Below are 16,576 nucleotides of genomic sequence, written 5' to 3'. Positions count from 1 at the left end.
CACGCAAGTGGTTTACAACCATATACAGAGGTGAGCGACATGAGCGTCATTCGGTTGGAGAACGTAACGAAAAAATATGAAGATACTCTGATTTTTCGAGATATTTATTTTCGCATTAGCAAAGGGGAACGAATCGGTCTCATTGGTCGAAACGGTGCGGGGAAATCGACTGTATTCAAGCTTATACTAGGTAGAGAAGAGCCTACAGCAGGCAAAGTAGAGGTAGATCCACTGGTTAAGGTGAGCTATTTCTCCCAATTTTCCGAGTTGAGCGGCAATCGTTCCGTACGTCAGGAGCTTGAGTTATGCTATGAGCATATTTGGATTATAGAGCGTGAGCTTCAGGAAATCGGAGAAAAGCTTGGTGCAATCGAAGATGCGGATGAAATGGATCGATTATTGAATCGCCAAGCTGATCTATTCGAGCAAATGGAGCATCATAATGGCTGGAATGCAGCTGTTGAGATCGATACGGTGCTGTCAAAGCTTGGATTTGATGAACAATCGCGTCAGCAGCCTGTCGATCAGTTGTCCGGAGGATGGCGTAATCGTGCTGCACTTGCCAAAATGCTAATTGAGCTTCCAGATGTCGTACTGCTCGATGAGCCGACGAACTTCTTAGATCTAGAAGGTTTGGCATGGTTAGAGCAATGGCTAAACCGCTACAGCGGTACGATGGTTCTCGTATCCCATGATCGGCAGTTTATCGACCGCGTTGTAACTCGCACCATTGAAATCGAAAACTATCATTTTCAAGAATATGAAGGCAATTATACGGACTATATTCGTAAAAAGAAGCTGCGCAAGAAGGAGCTCGACAAACAATTTGAATGGGAAGAGGAGCTTCTACTCATGGAAGCGGAGGAGCTCGACAACCGATCCAAAAGAAAGTCCTCAAAAGATCGGCTGTCACGTAAGCTAGCTGATATGAAGAAGCGAGTAGAGCCTCATCCCGTAAATGTTCTGATTACAGATATATATGAAAACCTGCGTTTTCCAGACAACTTGTGCACAGTCGATACAATCAGTAAAAATTACGCGGAACGCGTGATCTTTCAAAATGTTAGCTTCGATATTCAGAAGGAAGATCGGATTGCTATTATCGGCGCTAATGGAAGCGGAAAATCCACATTAATTAAAGTGCTTACTGGACAAGAATCTGCTGATTCAGGTTCGGTGCAGTTTAGTAAAGGAGTAAGCTATGCTTATTTCAACCGGATGTGGGACGAGCTGGATCAGAAGGATACGGTCAGCCATGCAGTGAACATATTTGGACTAGGTCTTAACGCACCGCGTAAAAAAGTGAATAAATTCCTTTCGATGCTGCAATTTTCCGAGGCTGATCTGCAAAAAGTAATTGGCAGCCTATCAGGTGGACAGCAGGCGCGAGTAGCATTGGCTAAATGTCTTCTATCCGGCGCTGAGCTAATCATTTTGGATGAGCCAACCAATCATCTTGATCTAACCAGCATACAGGTCATGGAGCAGGCTTTAATCCATTTCCCTGGTGCAGTACTCACCGTAAGCCATGATCGTTTCTTCATTGATAAAATAGCTACGAAGCTGCTTACCTTTGAACCAGGTGGAGTAATTAGCCAGCAAAGTGTGTAAATGAGATTATTCCAATTAAGAAGTCAACCTAACAGGGATGGCTTCTTTTTTTAATTGTCAAAGCTATAACTTGCTTATAATGCAGAGGGTTGGATGTCATTTTTCAAGGGTCCGCTTTCATATACTACGATACGTGCGGATACCGTCGAACATTGTCCACTTACCATGCCTGTCAAAAGAAGGAGAGGGAGTGAGATGCAATTTTCAATATCCGAAGAGCTGGAGATGACCCGTTCCGTATTAAGGGAATTCACGGAAAGTGAGGTTGCACCTAAAGCAGGAGAGCGTGATGAGAGAGAACGGTTTGATCGATCGCTTTTTGACAAAATGGGACTGTTAGGAGTAACAGGAATACCGATAGATGAGAAGTATGGCGGTGCTGGAAGCAATTGGCTCACTTTTGCTATTGTGTTAGAAGAATTAGCGCGAGTATGTGCTTCAACAGCAGCTGCGCTAGCTGCACATACGCTATTTACGACATGGCCGATCTATACATTTGGGAGTGAAAGCACAAAAAAATTATTCCTTAAGGAACTTGCAACGGGTACAAAACTCGGGGCATGCGCTCTGCCAACGGTCAAAACCGTTAAAGGCGGAATGGCTAGCAGCATCTCCGCACGACTAGTAGGGGATCTATGGGAACTCAGCGGCGAACAGTCTTGTGTCATTCAAGCGAATCAAGCGGATTATTGCCTTGCTTTCGCACAAACCGAGTTAAGCCGAGGAAAACTCCAATTGAGTGCCTTCGTAATTGAATGCGGCGCTCCTGGATGGTGCATTGGCAAAAGAGCAAACAATATGGGCTTACGCTCCTACATGATCTCAGAGCTGAGGCTTGATCAATGTAAAGTTCCACTTACGAACAAAATAGGAAACGAAGGACTGGGGCATGAAATCGCTTTGTCAATAATGGATATTGGTCATATTAGTGCGGCCGCACAAGCAGTAGGCATTGCACAGGGTGCGTTCGAAGTGGCAACTGCCTATGCCAAGGAGCGTAAACAATTTGGCACTTTGATCGGGAAGCAGCAGGGCATCTCCTTCAAGATTGCAGATATGTCTGCCCAGCTCGAAGCAGCACGTTTGCTCACCTATCAAGCAGCATGGCGGAAGGATGAGGGCTTATCTTTCCGTAAAGAAGCAGCGATTGCACGTAAGTTTGCAGCAGAAACCGCGATTTTCGTTGCGATTGAAGCAGTTCAAGTATTTGGGGGCTACGGCTATATGCAGGAATTTAGAATGGAGCGTTTTTTGAGGGATGCGAAGTGCTTGGAAACAGAGCTTGGAACGGGCGGCATGGACTCGAATTGCGTCTATCGTATGCTGAAGGATTAGGAGGCAAACCATCATGCGCCAGACTGTAATTATCGGGGGAAAACGAACGGCGTTTGGCAAGCTAGGCGGCATATTTAAAAATGTAAAAGCAGTCGAACTGGGAGCTTCTGTGATAAGGGGGGTTATTCAGCAAACTAGCTTTCATGCGAGTCAAATTGATGCAGTCATGATGGGAATGGTGCTTCAAGCAGGCTGTGGACAAAACCCGGCACGGCAGGCTGCGATGAATGCCGGTATTGATTGGAGTGTTCCATCAGAAACGATCAATAAAGTATGTGCATCGGGACTGCGCGCCATTACAATGGCGGATCAGATCATACGTACAGGAGATGCAGTAACTTTGGTTGCAGGCGGTATGGAAAGTATGAGTCAATCACCATTCGCTGTTCGAACGGCAAGATGGGGGAACAAGCTTGGCAACAGCGAATTAACAGATCTTTTGATTAACGATGGTCTGCTTTGTCCATTCGGGAATGTGCTGATGGCTGAGTACGGGGACGAAATTGCCGAGGATTATGATATTAGCAGATCGGAGCAAGATGAGTGGGCAGTAAGAAGTCATGAGCGCGCAAGTACAGCTATGAAAAGCGGGAGATTTGAGAATGAAATAGAACCATTTTCAAATTCGGCAAAAGCTGTCTTAGCTATCGACGAAGGACCGCGCCCAGATACAAACATGAATAAGCTAGCAGCACTGAAACCCATTTATGGTGCGAATGGAACGATTACAGCCGGAAATGCACCTGGTGTGAATGATGGAGCAGCTGCTTTGCTCTTAATGTCTGAGAAGGAAGCGCTTCGAGGCGGACATATACCGCTCGCCAAAATCATCGGTCATAGTTCGATAAGTACAAAAGCGCCTTATCTTGGTGCTGCTCCAGCACTTGCAGTTCAGAAGCTTTTACGAAAAACGGGCATTCCTTTAAAAAACATCGATGTGTTCGAAGTGAACGAAGCGTTTTCTTCGGTCATTCTGACATGTGGAAAAATACTCGGTTGGGACGAGGAAAAGGTCAATCGCAATGGAGGTGCTATCGCGCTAGGTCATCCTATAGGTGCAAGCGGCGCTAGAATTGTGCTTACCTTGATTCATGAATTGAAGCTGCGCGGAGGAGGACTAGGAATTGCAGCGATTTGCAGCGGAGGGGCGCAGGGAGATGCGATACTTATTGGGGTAGATGGTTGAAACAAAGGAGGTCAGTGATGACGATCCAAGCGGCCGCAGTAATCGGAGCCGGACAAATGGGCTGCGGCATTGCTCAGACATTAGCACAAAGCGGCGTGCAGGTTACACTTTACGATATTGACCAAGCTGCGGTAACTCGTGGCATCGACTCCATAAACAACGCATTTACAAGACTAGTCGTAAAAGGGAAATTGAAAGAAGAACGGCAAGCTCAGTTGTTAAACTCTATTACAGCTGTGACTGATTTGGAGAGCGTTAAAGACACAGAGCTAGTCATTGAGGCAGCTCCAGAGAATATGGAAACGAAAAAATCATTGTTTAAGAAACTCGATCAGCTATGCAAACCGAATGCGATCTTGGCTAGTAATACGTCCTCATTGTCGATTACTGAAATAGGCGCAGCAACGAAACGTCCATCGCTTGTTATCGGCATGCATTTCATGAACCCCGTACCCATTATGCCTTTAGTAGAGATCATCAGAGGGCTAGAGACCTCGAAAGATACATTTGAAACGATCAAGGCATTAACACTCACGCTTGGGAAAACGCCAGTAGAGGTAAATGATTTCCCAGGCTTTGTCTCGAACCGCATTCTGATGCCCATGATTAATGAAGCCATTTATACCGTCTATGAAGGAGTTGCGGAGCCGGAGTCTGTAGATCAAGTGATGAGGCTAGGTATGAACCATCCGATGGGACCGCTCGCTCTTGCCGATTTCATTGGACTCGACACTTGTTTGGCAATTATGGAGACGCTGCAAACCGGATTTGGCGATTCAAAATATAGACCTTGCCCGCTGCTGCGCAAATATGTGCAGGCTGGCAGGCTGGGACGCAAGAGTGGACGCGGTTTTTACGAGTACAACGAGCAGAGGTAGGGTTCATCGAGAGGGTGATGAGCGATGGAATTCCAGCTTACAGAGGAACAGATAGAGCTGCAAAGAAAGGTAACACATTTTGCAGAGACAGAAATTGCACCAATGGTGCTGAATATGGAACAAAATAATGAGTTCCCCAGCTCATTGATTGCGATTATGTCCCAACAAGGATTTATGGGGATTCCAATTTCTAAGCAATGGGGAGGAGCAGGCTCTGATTTCATCTCCTATATCATTGCAGTGAATGAAATATCTAAAGTCAGCGCAGCGGTAGGCGTCATTTTGTCAGTTCATACCTCAGTTTGTACTTTGCCTATTTTAAAATATGGAACAAAAGATCAAATATCTAAATATGTTCGAAGTCTATCAACAGGAGCGAGCTTAGGTGCTTTCGCCCTAACGGAGCCCCACGCGGGCTCAGACGCTGCTGCTATACGTACATCTGCTGTATTAGATAGCGATTTTTATATATTGAACGGTTCCAAAGTTTTCATTACGAATGCCGGAGTTGCAAATGTATACGTTGCATTCGCAGTGACTGACCCAAGCAAAGGCCCAAATGGCATTACTGCATTTATTGTGGAGAGTGATACGGAAGGTTTAATTGTCGGAAGAAAAGAAAAGAAGCTGGGACTTCATGGCTCTAATACCTGTGAACTGTTTTTTGATCAAATGAAAGTGCCGGTATCTCAAAGGTTGGGTGAGGAAGGTAAAGGGTTTGCTATTGCTAAAGGCTCATTAGATGGAGGACGAATCGGGATCGGAGCACAAGCGCTGGGCATTGCGCAAGCAGCGCTGAAATTGCTCGATGAAAGGTTTAATCCACAATTGAGAAACAGCTGGAAGACACAAGCAAAGCTGACACACCAGCAAGTAAAGCTTGCCGACCATACAGCTAGAGTAGAAGCGGCGAGATTGCTTGTATACCGCGCAGCATATTTGCATCAAGAAGGATTACCGTGTACGAAAGAAGCCTCCATGGCCAAAATGTTCGCTTCAGATACAGCGGTTTCAGCTTCGAGTGCGGCTCTTCAAATGCTTGGAATGGAAGGATGTTTGCATGGGTCATCCGCAGAAAGGCTGTTTCGCGATGCTAAGGCAACGCAAATTTACGAGGGAACTAATGAAATTCACCGCATAGTAATTAGCAGCAAATTTCTAAAATAAATAGTTTCATCTATTATGGGGGTGGATCTATGACTCTTACACCCGGAGAGCGGCTACGCGAGGCACTTCGTATCGAAAAACCGCTGCAGGTTGCGGGCACCATTAATGCCTATTCGGCGATGCTGGCGGAAAGGGTAGGTTTTCACGCACTATATCTATCCGGAGCAGGTGTCGCCAATGCTTCTTACGGATTACCTGACCTTGGCATCACTACGCTGCAGGATTGCCTGGAGGAGGTAAGAAGAATAACGAGTGTAACGGAGCTGCCGCTGCTCGTAGATGCCGATACCGGCTTTGGAGGGGCATTCCAAATTGCACGTACGATAAAGCAAATGAATCGGGCTGGAGCCGCAGGCGTCCATATAGAGGACCAAATCATGGCAAAACGCTGCGGGCACCGTCCTAATAAAGCGATCGTCAGTAAAGAAGAAATGGTCGATCGGATTAAAGCAGCTGCAGATGCTAGAGAAGATGCTAAGTTTGTCATTATGGCACGCACCGATGCACTTGCAGTAGAGGGGATACAAGCAGCAATCGAAAGAGCATGTGCTTGTGTTGAGGCTGGTGCAGATATGATTTTTCCAGAAGCGGTTACACGACTTGAGGATTATCAAGCATTTGTTAATGCGGTTAAGGTTCCTGTTCTTGCGAACATTACTGAGTTCGGTCAAACGCCGCTATTTACAACAAAAGAGTTAGAGGAAGCTGGAGTCAGCTTAGCCCTTTATCCGTTATCCGCTTTTCGTGCGATGAGTGCGGCTGCTCTTCATGTATATGAATCGATTAAAAATGAAGGGACTCAAAAAAACGTACTTAGTCTTATGCAGACCCGAACTGAGCTTTATGATATTCTAGATTATTTGCGCTATGAGCAAAAGCTGGATCAGTTGTATGGCACGAAGAAGGAGGGAAACCTTCATGACGAGTAAAAAACAAGGTGGTCTCGCTAATATTATCGCCGGCCAAACCTCGATTTCAACAGTCGGCAAGTCAGGAAAGGGCTTAACCTACCGCGGCTATTCGATCGACGATCTCGCCAGCCATGGTTCCTTTGAAGAGACGGCCTATTTACTCCTATACGGGAACCTCCCGAATCAAAGTGAATTGGACGATTACAAAAAAAAACTTGCAGGACTTAGACAATTGCCATCAGGCTTGAAGAACATTTTGGAACAGCTGCCTAGTAATACGCACCCTATGGATGTAATGCGAACAGGTGTCTCTGCGCTGGCAGCCTTTGAGCCGGAGAATGAGCGGAATGACTCCTTCCATATAGCTAATCGACTTATAGCAAGCAGCGCTTCTATTTTGCTATATTGGTATCATTATCATAAGAGCGGCAGACTATTAGATACGGAAACAGATCAAAGCAGTGTAGCCGGACATTTTCTACAGCTGCTTCATGGTAAGCAGCCAAATCAGCTGCATGTGAAAGCCTTTGATGTTTCACTCATTTTGTATGCGGAGCATGAATTTAATGCTTCTACGTTCGCAGCTCGTGTAACCTCGTCTACGCTTTCGGATATTTATTCTGCGATTACAACTGGAATTGGAACGCTCCGTGGAAATCTACACGGTGGTGCAAATGAAGCAGCGATGGAGCTAATTGAGCAATTCGGAAGCCCTGACGAGGCAGAAAGCGGAATTATGCAAATGTTAAGTGATAAGAAATTGATTATGGGTTTTGGACATCGTGTCTATTCTATTTCAGATCCGCGATCAGATATTATCAAACGCTGGTCTAGAAAGCTTTCTGAAGATTGTGCGAATCCTACTCTATATCAGATCTCTGAACGTGTAGAGGAGATTATGCTGCTGGAGAAGAAACTTTTCGCTAATCTGGATTTCTATAGCGCATCTGCGTATCGATTTATGGGCATTCCAACCTCACTGTTCACGCCTATCTTTGTTATTTCCCGCACAAGCGGCTGGGCTTCCCACATTATTGAGCAGCGCGCGCACAATCGAATCATACGTCCAACAGCCGATTATATCGGACCTGAACTTTTGCCTTGGCTGCCAATTGAGCGGCGATCCTAATAAATAGGAGGGACGTGAGACGGATTTCTACACAAATCAGTAACGAGAGGCCGAAACCCGATCAAGTGCTAGTGGATATTGCGGAGTATGCTGCTAATTATGAGATCAATAGCGCAGAGGCTTATGCGACTGCTCGCTTTTGTCTTATGGATACGCTTGGTTGCGGATTACTTGCATTAAGGTTTCCAGAATGTACGAAGCTGCTGGGTCCGATTGTGACCGGGACAGTCGTTCCGAATGGTGCACGAGTGCCCGGCACATCATTTCAGCTTGATCCAATTACTGCTGCTTTTAACATTGGATGCATGAATCGATGGCTTGATTACAATGATACTTGGCTTGCGGCTGAGTGGGGTCATCCGTCCGATAATATTGGAGCTATACTGGCTGTAGCCGATTTCATGAGTAGAACCAACATTGCGGAAGGCAAACCGCCTTTTATCATGCGAGACGTGCTGTCAGCTATGATCAAAGCTCATGAAATTCAAGGGATTTTAGCGCTTGAAAACAGCTTTAATCGCGTCGGTCTGGATCATGTCATTCTCGTGAAAATAGCTTCTACCGCAGTAGTGACAGCGCTGTTAGGGGGGACAAAAAGTGAAATCATCGATGCCGTCTCGAATGCATGGATCGATGGTCATCCGCTTCGCACCTATCGGCATTCACCTAATACGGGGACGAGAAAATCATGGGCTGCCGGAGATGCAACAAGTCGTGCTGTTCGGCTGTCGTTAATGACTCTTCGAGGTGAGATGGGCTATCCAGCTGCTCTTTCGACATCAGAATGGGGATTTTATGATGTTCTCTTCAAAGGGAATTCCTTTGCCTTCAAACAGAGCTATGGTACTTATGTAATGGAGAACATATTGTTCAAAATATCGTTTCCTGCAGAATTTCATGGCCAAACGGCAGTTGAGTCTGCAATACAGCTGTACCCGATTGTGAAGGACAGATGGGATGAAATCGATAAAGTAATCATTACAACACATAAATCCGCTTTGCGAATTATCGACAAGAAAGGACCGCTTCATAACCCTGCAGACCGTGATCATTGTATTCAGTATATGGTTGCTGTCGGCCTGCTGCACGGACATTTATTATCCGAACATTATGAGGATTCCTTCGCCAGCGACAAGCGAATCGATGAGCTGCGTCAAAAAATGATTACAACCGAGGAACCGGCTTATTCACTGGATTATTTGGATGCCAATAAACGTTCTATTGCTAATGCCATTCAAGTTCATTTCAAGGATGGAACGACTACAGAGAAGGTAGAAGTTGAGTTTCCGATCGGACATCGGCGCAGACGTCTAGAAGGTATACCGTTACTGCATACTAAGTTCGAAGCTAGCTTGAGAAGCAGATTCCCAGTCAAGCAAACACAAGCGATTTTGGAACTGTTCCAAGATCAAGAGGCTTTAGAAAACACGCCTGTCCAGCAATTCATGGAACTATTTGTTATTTAAGTGAATGCCTGCGTACATCGCGGGTTTTTCTTTTAGAATTCTAATTTTTTGTTTCTATTCTGTAACTTTCTGCACCCCTAATTCGTTATATTCTATAGGTAAGCCGAATAAGAATATACACCATACAAGAAGGAGCGTCTGCGCTATGAAAAAATATACGATGATCGCAATTGTTGCGATAGCTTGTCTCACGGCCTTTAGCTTCGCGCCGACGGGAGGCCGTGATTATACACCGGTAGAACAAACACCGGATTTAGTAACTGGCTACATTGGCAGTGTTGAAAAGGATAACAATAAATACACACTGTCTCTCGATCAAATCGATTGGTACGAGGGTGAGCAAGCTGCTCAGAAATTCATGGAATATGAAGGTGATTCAGGCCTTGATGGCCCGCCAGACGATTATTACATCATAAATGACGATGAATCCTTTCACAGTTTGCCGATCACTGATAACGCAGAGGTACTCATGCAAATCTATAATCGAACTGGTAATATCGACGAAGCAGACATCATTTGGAATGAGTCGATTACTGTTGAAAAGTTCATCAAGATTATAAATACGGAAGACGACTTTGATATGAAGAGCTTCCCTTATCATATGACCGTCAAGGATGGAGAAATCGTTCGTATTGTACAGCAATTTGTTCCATAACATCATTTATAATAATGAAAGAAGCCGCGAATTTCGCGGCTTTTTTTTCGGCTGGACTCCATAGCAATGTATTACTTTGTTCACGCTGGTTAATCTCGTCCAGCTTCATATATTTTATGGGCAAGCATAGCTGGGTTCGTCTTTGCAGTTGTCATATGATCACCATGACCTTGGATATACCGAAACAAGCCCAGTCGATTGGACATATGCGGATGCCAGCCGTAATTGCTGTTATATTGCGGGAGAACATTGTCTTCTGTCAGGAAAATATAGCTTTTGGGGGTAGGAAGACTATAAAATATTTTGAGATCCAGCTTTTCGTATGAAGGCTTTGCTGGTTCAGGGGAGATCTTACTGTAGATTTGCTCCGCTAAGCTAAGACTTGCTAGATTGACAAACGTTTCACGGAACAACGGAAAAGGAAGCATGATCGTATCATCCTTGGAGCTTTGCCTTAGCTGCTGAAAAATCGTTTGAACAGGAGCAGGAAACTCATCGGCAACCATTTCACCGTCATTCAGTACAAAAGCGTTCCAAAACACGAGTCTTCTGATGCGATCAGGAACAAGCTCAGCTACCTTCTGAATAACTGAGCCTCCGAAGCTATGCCCAACAAGGATGATTTCGTGAAGATTTCTTGTAAGAATAAAACTTGCAACGGAATTAGAGATCATGGCATGCGTAACATTTTTATTAGGATCAGAACCATGACCGGGATATTCAGGCGCATAAACGGTATGTCCCATCTTACTTAATTCATAACCTATGCCATTCCAGAAGCTCGAATCTGCCCAAGCGCCGTGAATAAGCACAAAAGTAAGCGGCGGTTCGCTTGGTATCAAGCGTTCAAAAGGAGAGTAAGAATTCATATAAGGATAAGCAATACTCATATAGTTTTGTTCAATTTGATACATTTAGCATTACCCCTCAAATTCAGATAACTCAGCATATGCCTATTTTCCTCTTGAGGTTAATGATGGCGAAAGTATTGCTGTGTAATCGCGAGGTGTTTCGTTTTTCGCTGATGCTAGCGCAGCATTTATCTCACCGCCAAGCATGATGAGGATTGCGCTAATATAAAGCCAAACTAATAACATGATTACGCCGCCTAGACTGCCATAGGTTTTGGAGTAGTTAGCAAAGTTGTTCATATAAAATTGCATTATAACAGATGAGACAATCCATCCAAAGGTTGTAAACAAAGCCCCAGGTAAAGCTTCTCTAAGACGAAGTTTTCTACTTGGAACGATCCAATATAGCAGCGAAAAGGCGCAGACCATAGCCATTATGGGTATAACATATTTGAAGATACTCCATATCCATTGAAATCCATCCGGATAATGAAGCAACTGAAATAAGTATTCGCCAATCGCCTTTCCGAAAATAAGCATAACCATCACCAAAATAATGACGATAACGACAAATAGGGTTGCTAACAGCGAAATACCTCGAACTTTCCAGAAGGGACGTTCTTCCTCCATATCATAAGCTTTATTTAATCCTTTCAAAATAGCGTTAATACCGTTTGAAGCTGACCAAATCGTAGCAATCATACCGAAGGATAGCAATGTACCGCTGCTGTTATCCATTACCTCTGTTAAAATACCGATTATCGTTTCACTTGCTTCAGCCGGCAGGAGACGAATCAGCTCAGCAATGACACTTTTGCCTGATAATTCGATAAAACTAAGCAAACTGACCATAAAGATGAGAAACGGAAAAAATGACAAAATTAAATAATATGTCAGCTGTGCTCCGAGTGCAGGGACATCATCCTCTCGAAAACGGTTGTATAGACATTTCATAAACTGAAGTGTATTTAATTTGTTTTTCATTGTGACCACCATCCTCTTGTAATAATCTAAACAAAAGAACGGGAGATCAAAACATTTTACATCATAGAAAAGATCGTGGAACAAGTAGGAAATAGTCAAAACATGTCGAATAAGAGTAAGATCAATCATTTTTTGAATGAAGGGAGTGGACCTATTGTTTTTACATTTTCTACAATCCAAGGAACATAAAGAAGCTTTTCTCGAATTAGCGCATCTAGCGGCCAACGCCGATGGGTTCATTCACAAAAAGGAAAAAGGTTATCTTCAATCGTATATGCAAGAGATGGACATTCAACAGACAGATCTAAGCTTTTCAACTGAGAAACCGCTTGAGGACATTATAGGAAATCTGAACGATGAGAATGTGAAAAAGATCTTTTTCGCAGAAATTCTGCTTCTTATATTCGCTGACGGCGACTACAATGATGATGAGAAGAAGTTAACCAAAGATATGAAACAGCTATTTAATTTCAGCGAGGAAACATGTGAAAGCATTAAAGGCTGGGTTATTCGCATGGATCAGTTAAAAATTGAAGGTTTAAAGTTAATTTTGAACCCATAGCCTCCAAAGAGCATGGAAAAAAACCTCCGTCTTCCTAATGGAAGATCGGAGGTTTTCTGGTCTACTAGCTGCAAAAGTGCTATGAAAGGCAATATTTATTCTGGTTTTGAGAAGCCGAACTTCTGAAAAACAGCCATTGCCTCTTCTGTTTGGAGATAGTCATAAAATTTCTGCGATTCTGGAAGATGTTTTGTAGCGGTAACAATACCGATCGGATACGAAATAGGCGTATAGGTTGCAGGATCAATCGTCAGCACAATATTTACTTTATCAGATGCTAAAGCATCAGTCTTGTATACAAAGCCTGCATCCGCATTTCCTGTTTCAACATACTGAAGCACCTGCCTAACGTCCTTTGCTTGAACGAGCTTCGCTTGCAAGCTATCCCATAGCTTAGCTTGAACCAATGCCTCTTTCGTATAGCTGCCTGCAGGCACACTTTCAGGAATGCCGATTGCAATCGTTTTAACATCATCGGTTTGAAGATCACTAACCGTGGATAAGCTGCTTTTAAATGATTTAGATGCGACAAGCACCAAGCTATTAGCTAAGAGGTTCGTTTGATTGTCGTCTGCGATAAATTTACCTTCTACAAGTGTATTCATATTTTTGACCGCAGCAGAAAGGAAGAGATCCGCAGGTGCTCCGTTCTCGATCTGCTTCTGAAGAGCGCCAGAGGCTCCAAAGTTAAAGTTCAATTTTACATTAGGCTGAGCTTCTTCAAATTGTTCTTGAATCACCTTTAAAGCATCGGTCAGGCTTGCAGCTGCGGAAATCGTTAACTCTACGGTTTCAGCAGGAGATTCCGTTTGATTAGTTGAATTCGTTTGATTCGATCCACAAGCGGATAAAAGCATTAAAACTATGATCAAAGCATATAAGACATAACTTCTTTTAACTAATATAATCAAATAAATCCCCACCTTTGTTATGTTTAGTTATAAATAGATATAATTCATTTTTCGATTATACGATTTCAGAAATACATTTGTAAAGTGAATACAAGCAGTTTATCATTCGTTTATGCTACAATAATCATTGCTGTATACAATCCTTAAGAGGTGATTAACATATCTGAAAATATTTCGTATACACCTGAAGAAATATCAAAGCTTCTAAAAATATCAAAACTAACCGTTTATGATCTCATTAAAAAGGGTGAATTGACCTCTTATCGTGTAGGCAAACAGATGCGAGTAGACTCATCCGATTTAGATGCTTATAAGCAGCGCTCGAGAGGAAACCAGCCAAGTGTTCGGGATCCATTAGTGGTTCAGTCGGATAACACAAATGGGGCTCAATCAAATCATGGAACCCGTTCCATTGTCATCACTGGACAAGACATCAGCTTGGATCTATTAGCAAGACATATTGAGAAACAAACACATTCACTTAGACCTTTACGCTCCAATGTCGGTAGTCTCGATAGCTTAATCTCCATGTACAATGGTCATTCAGACGTTGTTAGTACTCATTTGCTGGACGGAGATACTGGTGAATACAATATTCCCTACATTCGTAAGCTGCTCGTTGGCTCGTCCTATGTCGTCATTAATTTACTTTCGAGGCAAGCTGGTCTGTATGTACAACGTGGAAATCCACATAGATTAAAAGGATGGAGCGATCTATCTCAACCAGGTTTACGACTAATTAACCGGGAAAAAGGCTCAGGGGCGCGGGTATTGCTCGACGAACAGCTGCGAATGCATGGGATTTCTGCCCATGAGCTTCTTGGTTATGAAGATGAGCAAACGAACCATCTAGGCGTGGCAGCCAAAGTTGCAGGCGGCGAGGGGGATGTGGGAGTCGGGATTGAGAAGGCTGCATCGATCGTGAATGGTGTAGATTTTGTACCTTTAATTAGTGAACGCTATGATCTTGTCATAATGAAGAAATCAGAAAATATAATACTCATTGATACGATTATTCAAATTCTTAAATCAGATGAATATCGACAGGAGCTAGCTGCAATTGCGGGCTATGACTTATCCCAAACAGGCAATATTTTATTTGAAAGTTGATCTTATCTGATGCGGCATTATTTTGTGAATAATCATTTTGTAAAACTGAATTTCATGTTATTATTGGGACAATAATTATTCAAGATGGGAGAAGTTTAAGATGAGCTATAGTCAAACAAGCGGTTATGGTAAACCAATGCAGAAGTTAATGCTGACCTTTTTCTTTGCTTTAATTGTTTCAATAGGCGGCATGTATGTTGGAACGCTTCTTCCAACCGCAGCGAGAATACCACTGTATGTTGTAGAGTTAGGTTTAATTATTGCCATTATGTTTCTACGCAAATCCAAAGCCATTGGATATTCATTGATGTACGTGTTTATGGTAGTATCCGGGGCAACCTTGCAATTTTCCTTAAGCTATTACATCGCTTCCATGGGAACGACGATCGTTTTTCAAACCGTCTTAGTAGCAGTACTCGTATATGCCGGACTTGCGATCTACGCTACGTATTCGAAAGAGGATTTCCGATTTCTTGGCGGATTTTTATTCGCATCGGTTATTGGGCTCATTGTTATTGGGCTGATGCAGTTCATCTTTCCTTTCGGAGGAATGATGGAGACGATGTATGCAGGCTTTGGTTTACTCATCTTCATAGGCTATACGCTTTACGACTTTAGCCGAATGTCCAAAGATGGCTTTGCTGATAGTGACATTCCTTTGATGGTCGTTAATATTTATCTTGATTTGGTTAATATGATTTTGTTTGCTCTTCGTTTTGTGAAGTCTTTGATAAGTGATTAAGCATTCGAAAAATAACTAAAAAGGTTAATCTTCTTAATGAAGGTTAGCCTTTTTTATTAACTTTCTATTGAATTGCTTATTTTAGGAGGGAAGTGATGGAGATCATTATTGTTATTTTATTAATCATAATTATATTTTTATTATTCGAAATAAACGGTAAGCTGCCAAAGAGAGACCTATCCAAGGAAGCAGTGAGGAGCGCTTTGAAAAGAGATCGGGAAAGAAGAGATAGAGAGAAGAATTCAATGGATTGATGTTCAAGCCGCATATATGCGGCTATTTTTTTTGAGAAAGCAGCGTTGACATCTAAATTAAAACCATGTATATTCATATCAACACCTTATACCCATAGGGGTATACGTAATGAGATTAAGTATATTTTTTTGTTTCAAACATACCCCCATGGGTATATAACATTATTTCCACGTCACTCAAAACTGTGCATACGATCAAAACATATTTTAATTAATCCGAAGGAGGCTTGTGCAATGAATGTACAAATTCAAGCAAACGAATCATTGGACTGCATAGGGCTGGCTTGCCCGATGCCAATCGTTAAGACAAAAAAAGCAATGGACACACTACAGGCTGGTCAGGTCATTGAAGTACTGGCTACAGATAAGGGTTCACTGGCTGATATTCAAGGTTGGAGCAAAAAAACCGGCCATCAATACTTGGGTACGATTGAGCAGGGAGATGTCTTGAAGCATTACCTTAGAAAATCTAGCCCAAGTGAGACAAGAGTAGAGACAAACTATCCTAATACAGTGACTAACGATGAATTGCAAAAGAAGCTTGAAGGTAATGAGAAGATTATGATCATCGATGTTCGTGAACCGGCGGAATATTCTTTCAGCCGAATACGTGATGCAAAGTCCATGCCTTTAGGTGAACTAGAGAAGCGTTTCAATGAGTTGAATAAGGATGAAACGTTTTATGTGGTATGCCGCACCGGCACACGCAGCGATCTAGCTTGCCAACTGCTTGCCGATAAAGGCTTTGAGCAGGTGTACAACGTTTTACCAGGGATGTCCGCGTGGACAGGATCAACTGAGAATGACACTATTTAGCACATTAC

Annotated in this window: 17 protein-coding genes; 14 read left to right on the top strand and 3 right to left on the bottom strand. The window is 43.2% G+C overall.

Annotated features, from left to right (window positions below; all coding sequences use genetic code 11):
- The first annotated feature begins 39 nt into the window (after positions 1-39).
- The 9 genes from AC0YN6_RS03220 (at position 40) to AC0YN6_RS03180 (ending at position 10,338) form a co-directional block, all read left to right on the top strand.
- Entirely contained in the window at positions 40-1,611 is a 1,572-nt protein-coding gene (locus AC0YN6_RS03220; RefSeq protein WP_475745070.1) for an ABC-F family ATP-binding cassette domain-containing protein, read from the top strand.
- Positions 1,612-1,806: 195 nt separating this feature from the next.
- Positions 1,807-2,946 (top strand): acyl-CoA dehydrogenase family protein, encoded by a 1,140-nt coding sequence (locus AC0YN6_RS03215; protein WP_475745069.1) that lies wholly within the window; start codon positions 1,807-1,809, stop codon positions 2,944-2,946.
- Positions 2,947-2,959: 13 nt separating this feature from the next.
- Positions 2,960-4,132, top strand: a complete 1,173-nt coding sequence (locus AC0YN6_RS03210) for an acetyl-CoA C-acetyltransferase (RefSeq protein WP_475745067.1) — start codon at positions 2,960-2,962, stop codon at positions 4,130-4,132.
- A 17-nt stretch (positions 4,133-4,149) separates the two neighbouring features.
- Complete coding sequence (locus tag AC0YN6_RS03205; protein WP_475745065.1) at positions 4,150-5,010, top strand: 3-hydroxybutyryl-CoA dehydrogenase; 861 nt, start codon at positions 4,150-4,152, stop codon at positions 5,008-5,010.
- 24 nt (positions 5,011-5,034) lie between these two features.
- Entirely contained in the window at positions 5,035-6,177 is a 1,143-nt protein-coding gene (locus AC0YN6_RS03200; protein ID WP_475745064.1) for an acyl-CoA dehydrogenase family protein, read from the top strand.
- A 29-nt stretch (positions 6,178-6,206) separates the two neighbouring features.
- The gene (gene prpB / locus AC0YN6_RS03195; RefSeq protein ID WP_475745062.1) at positions 6,207-7,106 is read left to right on the top strand and encodes a methylisocitrate lyase; all 900 of its coding nucleotides are present in this window, start codon (positions 6,207-6,209) and stop codon (positions 7,104-7,106) included.
- Entirely contained in the window at positions 7,096-8,217 is a 1,122-nt protein-coding gene (gene prpC / locus AC0YN6_RS03190) for a bifunctional 2-methylcitrate synthase/citrate synthase (RefSeq protein WP_475745061.1), read from the top strand. Before prpB ends, prpC begins: the two co-directional genes overlap by 11 nt.
- Positions 8,218-8,240: 23 nt before the next feature.
- Positions 8,241-9,683 (top strand): bifunctional 2-methylcitrate dehydratase/aconitate hydratase, encoded by a 1,443-nt coding sequence (locus AC0YN6_RS03185; protein ID WP_475745521.1) that lies wholly within the window; start codon positions 8,241-8,243, stop codon positions 9,681-9,683.
- Positions 9,684-9,828: 145 nt separating this feature from the next.
- Complete coding sequence (locus tag AC0YN6_RS03180) at positions 9,829-10,338, top strand: hypothetical protein (protein WP_475745060.1); 510 nt, start codon at positions 9,829-9,831, stop codon at positions 10,336-10,338.
- A gap of 89 nt (positions 10,339-10,427) precedes the next feature.
- Here the strand turns inward: AC0YN6_RS03180 and AC0YN6_RS03175 are convergent, their stop codons facing one another.
- Both AC0YN6_RS03175 and AC0YN6_RS03170 read right to left on the bottom strand, forming a co-directional pair.
- A complete protein-coding gene (locus AC0YN6_RS03175; RefSeq protein ID WP_475745058.1) occupies positions 10,428-11,252 on the bottom strand; it encodes an alpha/beta fold hydrolase in 825 nt (274 codons plus the stop codon).
- Between the two features lie 39 nt (positions 11,253-11,291).
- Positions 11,292-12,173 carry a YihY/virulence factor BrkB family protein gene (locus AC0YN6_RS03170; RefSeq protein WP_475745056.1) on the bottom strand — a complete coding sequence of 294 codons (882 nt, stop codon included), beginning with the start codon at positions 12,171-12,173 and terminating at the stop codon, positions 11,292-11,294.
- Positions 12,174-12,327: 154 nt separating this feature from the next.
- Here AC0YN6_RS03170 and AC0YN6_RS03165 point away from each other — a divergent pair, with 154 nt between their 5' ends.
- On the top strand, positions 12,328-12,735 hold the full coding sequence (locus AC0YN6_RS03165; protein ID WP_475745055.1) for a TerB family tellurite resistance protein: 408 nt from the start codon (positions 12,328-12,330) through the stop codon (positions 12,733-12,735).
- Positions 12,736-12,830: 95 nt separating this feature from the next.
- On the opposite strand, the gene modA is transcribed toward AC0YN6_RS03165, so the two are convergent.
- A complete protein-coding gene (gene modA, locus AC0YN6_RS03160) occupies positions 12,831-13,646 on the bottom strand; it encodes a molybdate ABC transporter substrate-binding protein (protein WP_475745054.1) in 816 nt (271 codons plus the stop codon).
- A gap of 159 nt (positions 13,647-13,805) precedes the next feature.
- Here modA and AC0YN6_RS03155 point away from each other — a divergent pair, with 159 nt between their 5' ends.
- The 4 genes from AC0YN6_RS03155 to AC0YN6_RS03140 all read left to right on the top strand — a co-directional run bounded on the left by AC0YN6_RS03155 (position 13,806) and on the right by AC0YN6_RS03140 (position 16,568).
- Positions 13,806-14,756, top strand: a complete 951-nt coding sequence (locus tag AC0YN6_RS03155) for a substrate-binding domain-containing protein (protein WP_475745520.1) — start codon at positions 13,806-13,808, stop codon at positions 14,754-14,756.
- Between the two features lie 100 nt (positions 14,757-14,856).
- The gene (locus tag AC0YN6_RS03150) at positions 14,857-15,498 is read left to right on the top strand and encodes a Bax inhibitor-1/YccA family protein (RefSeq protein WP_475745052.1); all 642 of its coding nucleotides are present in this window, start codon (positions 14,857-14,859) and stop codon (positions 15,496-15,498) included.
- 95 nt (positions 15,499-15,593) lie between these two features.
- Positions 15,594-15,752, top strand: a complete 159-nt coding sequence (locus AC0YN6_RS03145; protein WP_475745051.1) for a hypothetical protein — start codon at positions 15,594-15,596, stop codon at positions 15,750-15,752.
- Between the two features lie 234 nt (positions 15,753-15,986).
- Positions 15,987-16,568 (top strand): sulfurtransferase TusA family protein, encoded by a 582-nt coding sequence (locus AC0YN6_RS03140; RefSeq protein ID WP_475745049.1) that lies wholly within the window; start codon positions 15,987-15,989, stop codon positions 16,566-16,568.
- The last annotated feature ends 8 nt before the right edge of the window (positions 16,569-16,576 follow it).

Source organism: Paenibacillus sp. J22P15 (genome assembly GCF_056269345.1).
The sequence above is the reverse complement of the archived record's forward strand: the minus strand, read 5'-3'. Positions and strand labels throughout refer to the sequence as shown.

Bases quoted from the DNA above. Each gene is read 5' to 3' on its own strand.
- AC0YN6_RS03220 (WP_475745070.1), top strand. From the start codon at position 40: ATGAGCGTCATTCGGTTGGAGAACGTAACGAAAAAATATGAAGATACT.
- AC0YN6_RS03215 (WP_475745069.1), top strand. From the start codon at position 1,807: ATGCAATTTTCAATATCCGAAGAGCTGGAGATGACCCGTTCCGTATTA.
- AC0YN6_RS03210 (WP_475745067.1), top strand. From the start codon at position 2,960: ATGCGCCAGACTGTAATTATCGGGGGAAAACGAACGGCGTTTGGCAAG.
- AC0YN6_RS03205 (WP_475745065.1), top strand. From the start codon at position 4,150: ATGACGATCCAAGCGGCCGCAGTAATCGGAGCCGGACAAATGGGCTGC.
- AC0YN6_RS03200 (WP_475745064.1), top strand. From the start codon at position 5,035: ATGGAATTCCAGCTTACAGAGGAACAGATAGAGCTGCAAAGAAAGGTA.
- prpB (WP_475745062.1), top strand. From the start codon at position 6,207: ATGACTCTTACACCCGGAGAGCGGCTACGCGAGGCACTTCGTATCGAA.
- prpC (WP_475745061.1), top strand. From the start codon at position 7,096: ATGACGAGTAAAAAACAAGGTGGTCTCGCTAATATTATCGCCGGCCAA.
- AC0YN6_RS03180 (WP_475745060.1), top strand. From the start codon at position 9,829: ATGAAAAAATATACGATGATCGCAATTGTTGCGATAGCTTGTCTCACG.
- AC0YN6_RS03175 (WP_475745058.1), bottom strand. From the start codon at position 11,252: ATGTATCAAATTGAACAAAACTATATGAGTATTGCTTATCCTTATATG.
- AC0YN6_RS03170 (WP_475745056.1), bottom strand. From the start codon at position 12,173: ATGAAAAACAAATTAAATACACTTCAGTTTATGAAATGTCTATACAAC.
- AC0YN6_RS03150 (WP_475745052.1), top strand. From the start codon at position 14,857: ATGAGCTATAGTCAAACAAGCGGTTATGGTAAACCAATGCAGAAGTTA.
- AC0YN6_RS03145 (WP_475745051.1), top strand. From the start codon at position 15,594: ATGGAGATCATTATTGTTATTTTATTAATCATAATTATATTTTTATTA.
- AC0YN6_RS03140 (WP_475745049.1), top strand. From the start codon at position 15,987: ATGAATGTACAAATTCAAGCAAACGAATCATTGGACTGCATAGGGCTG.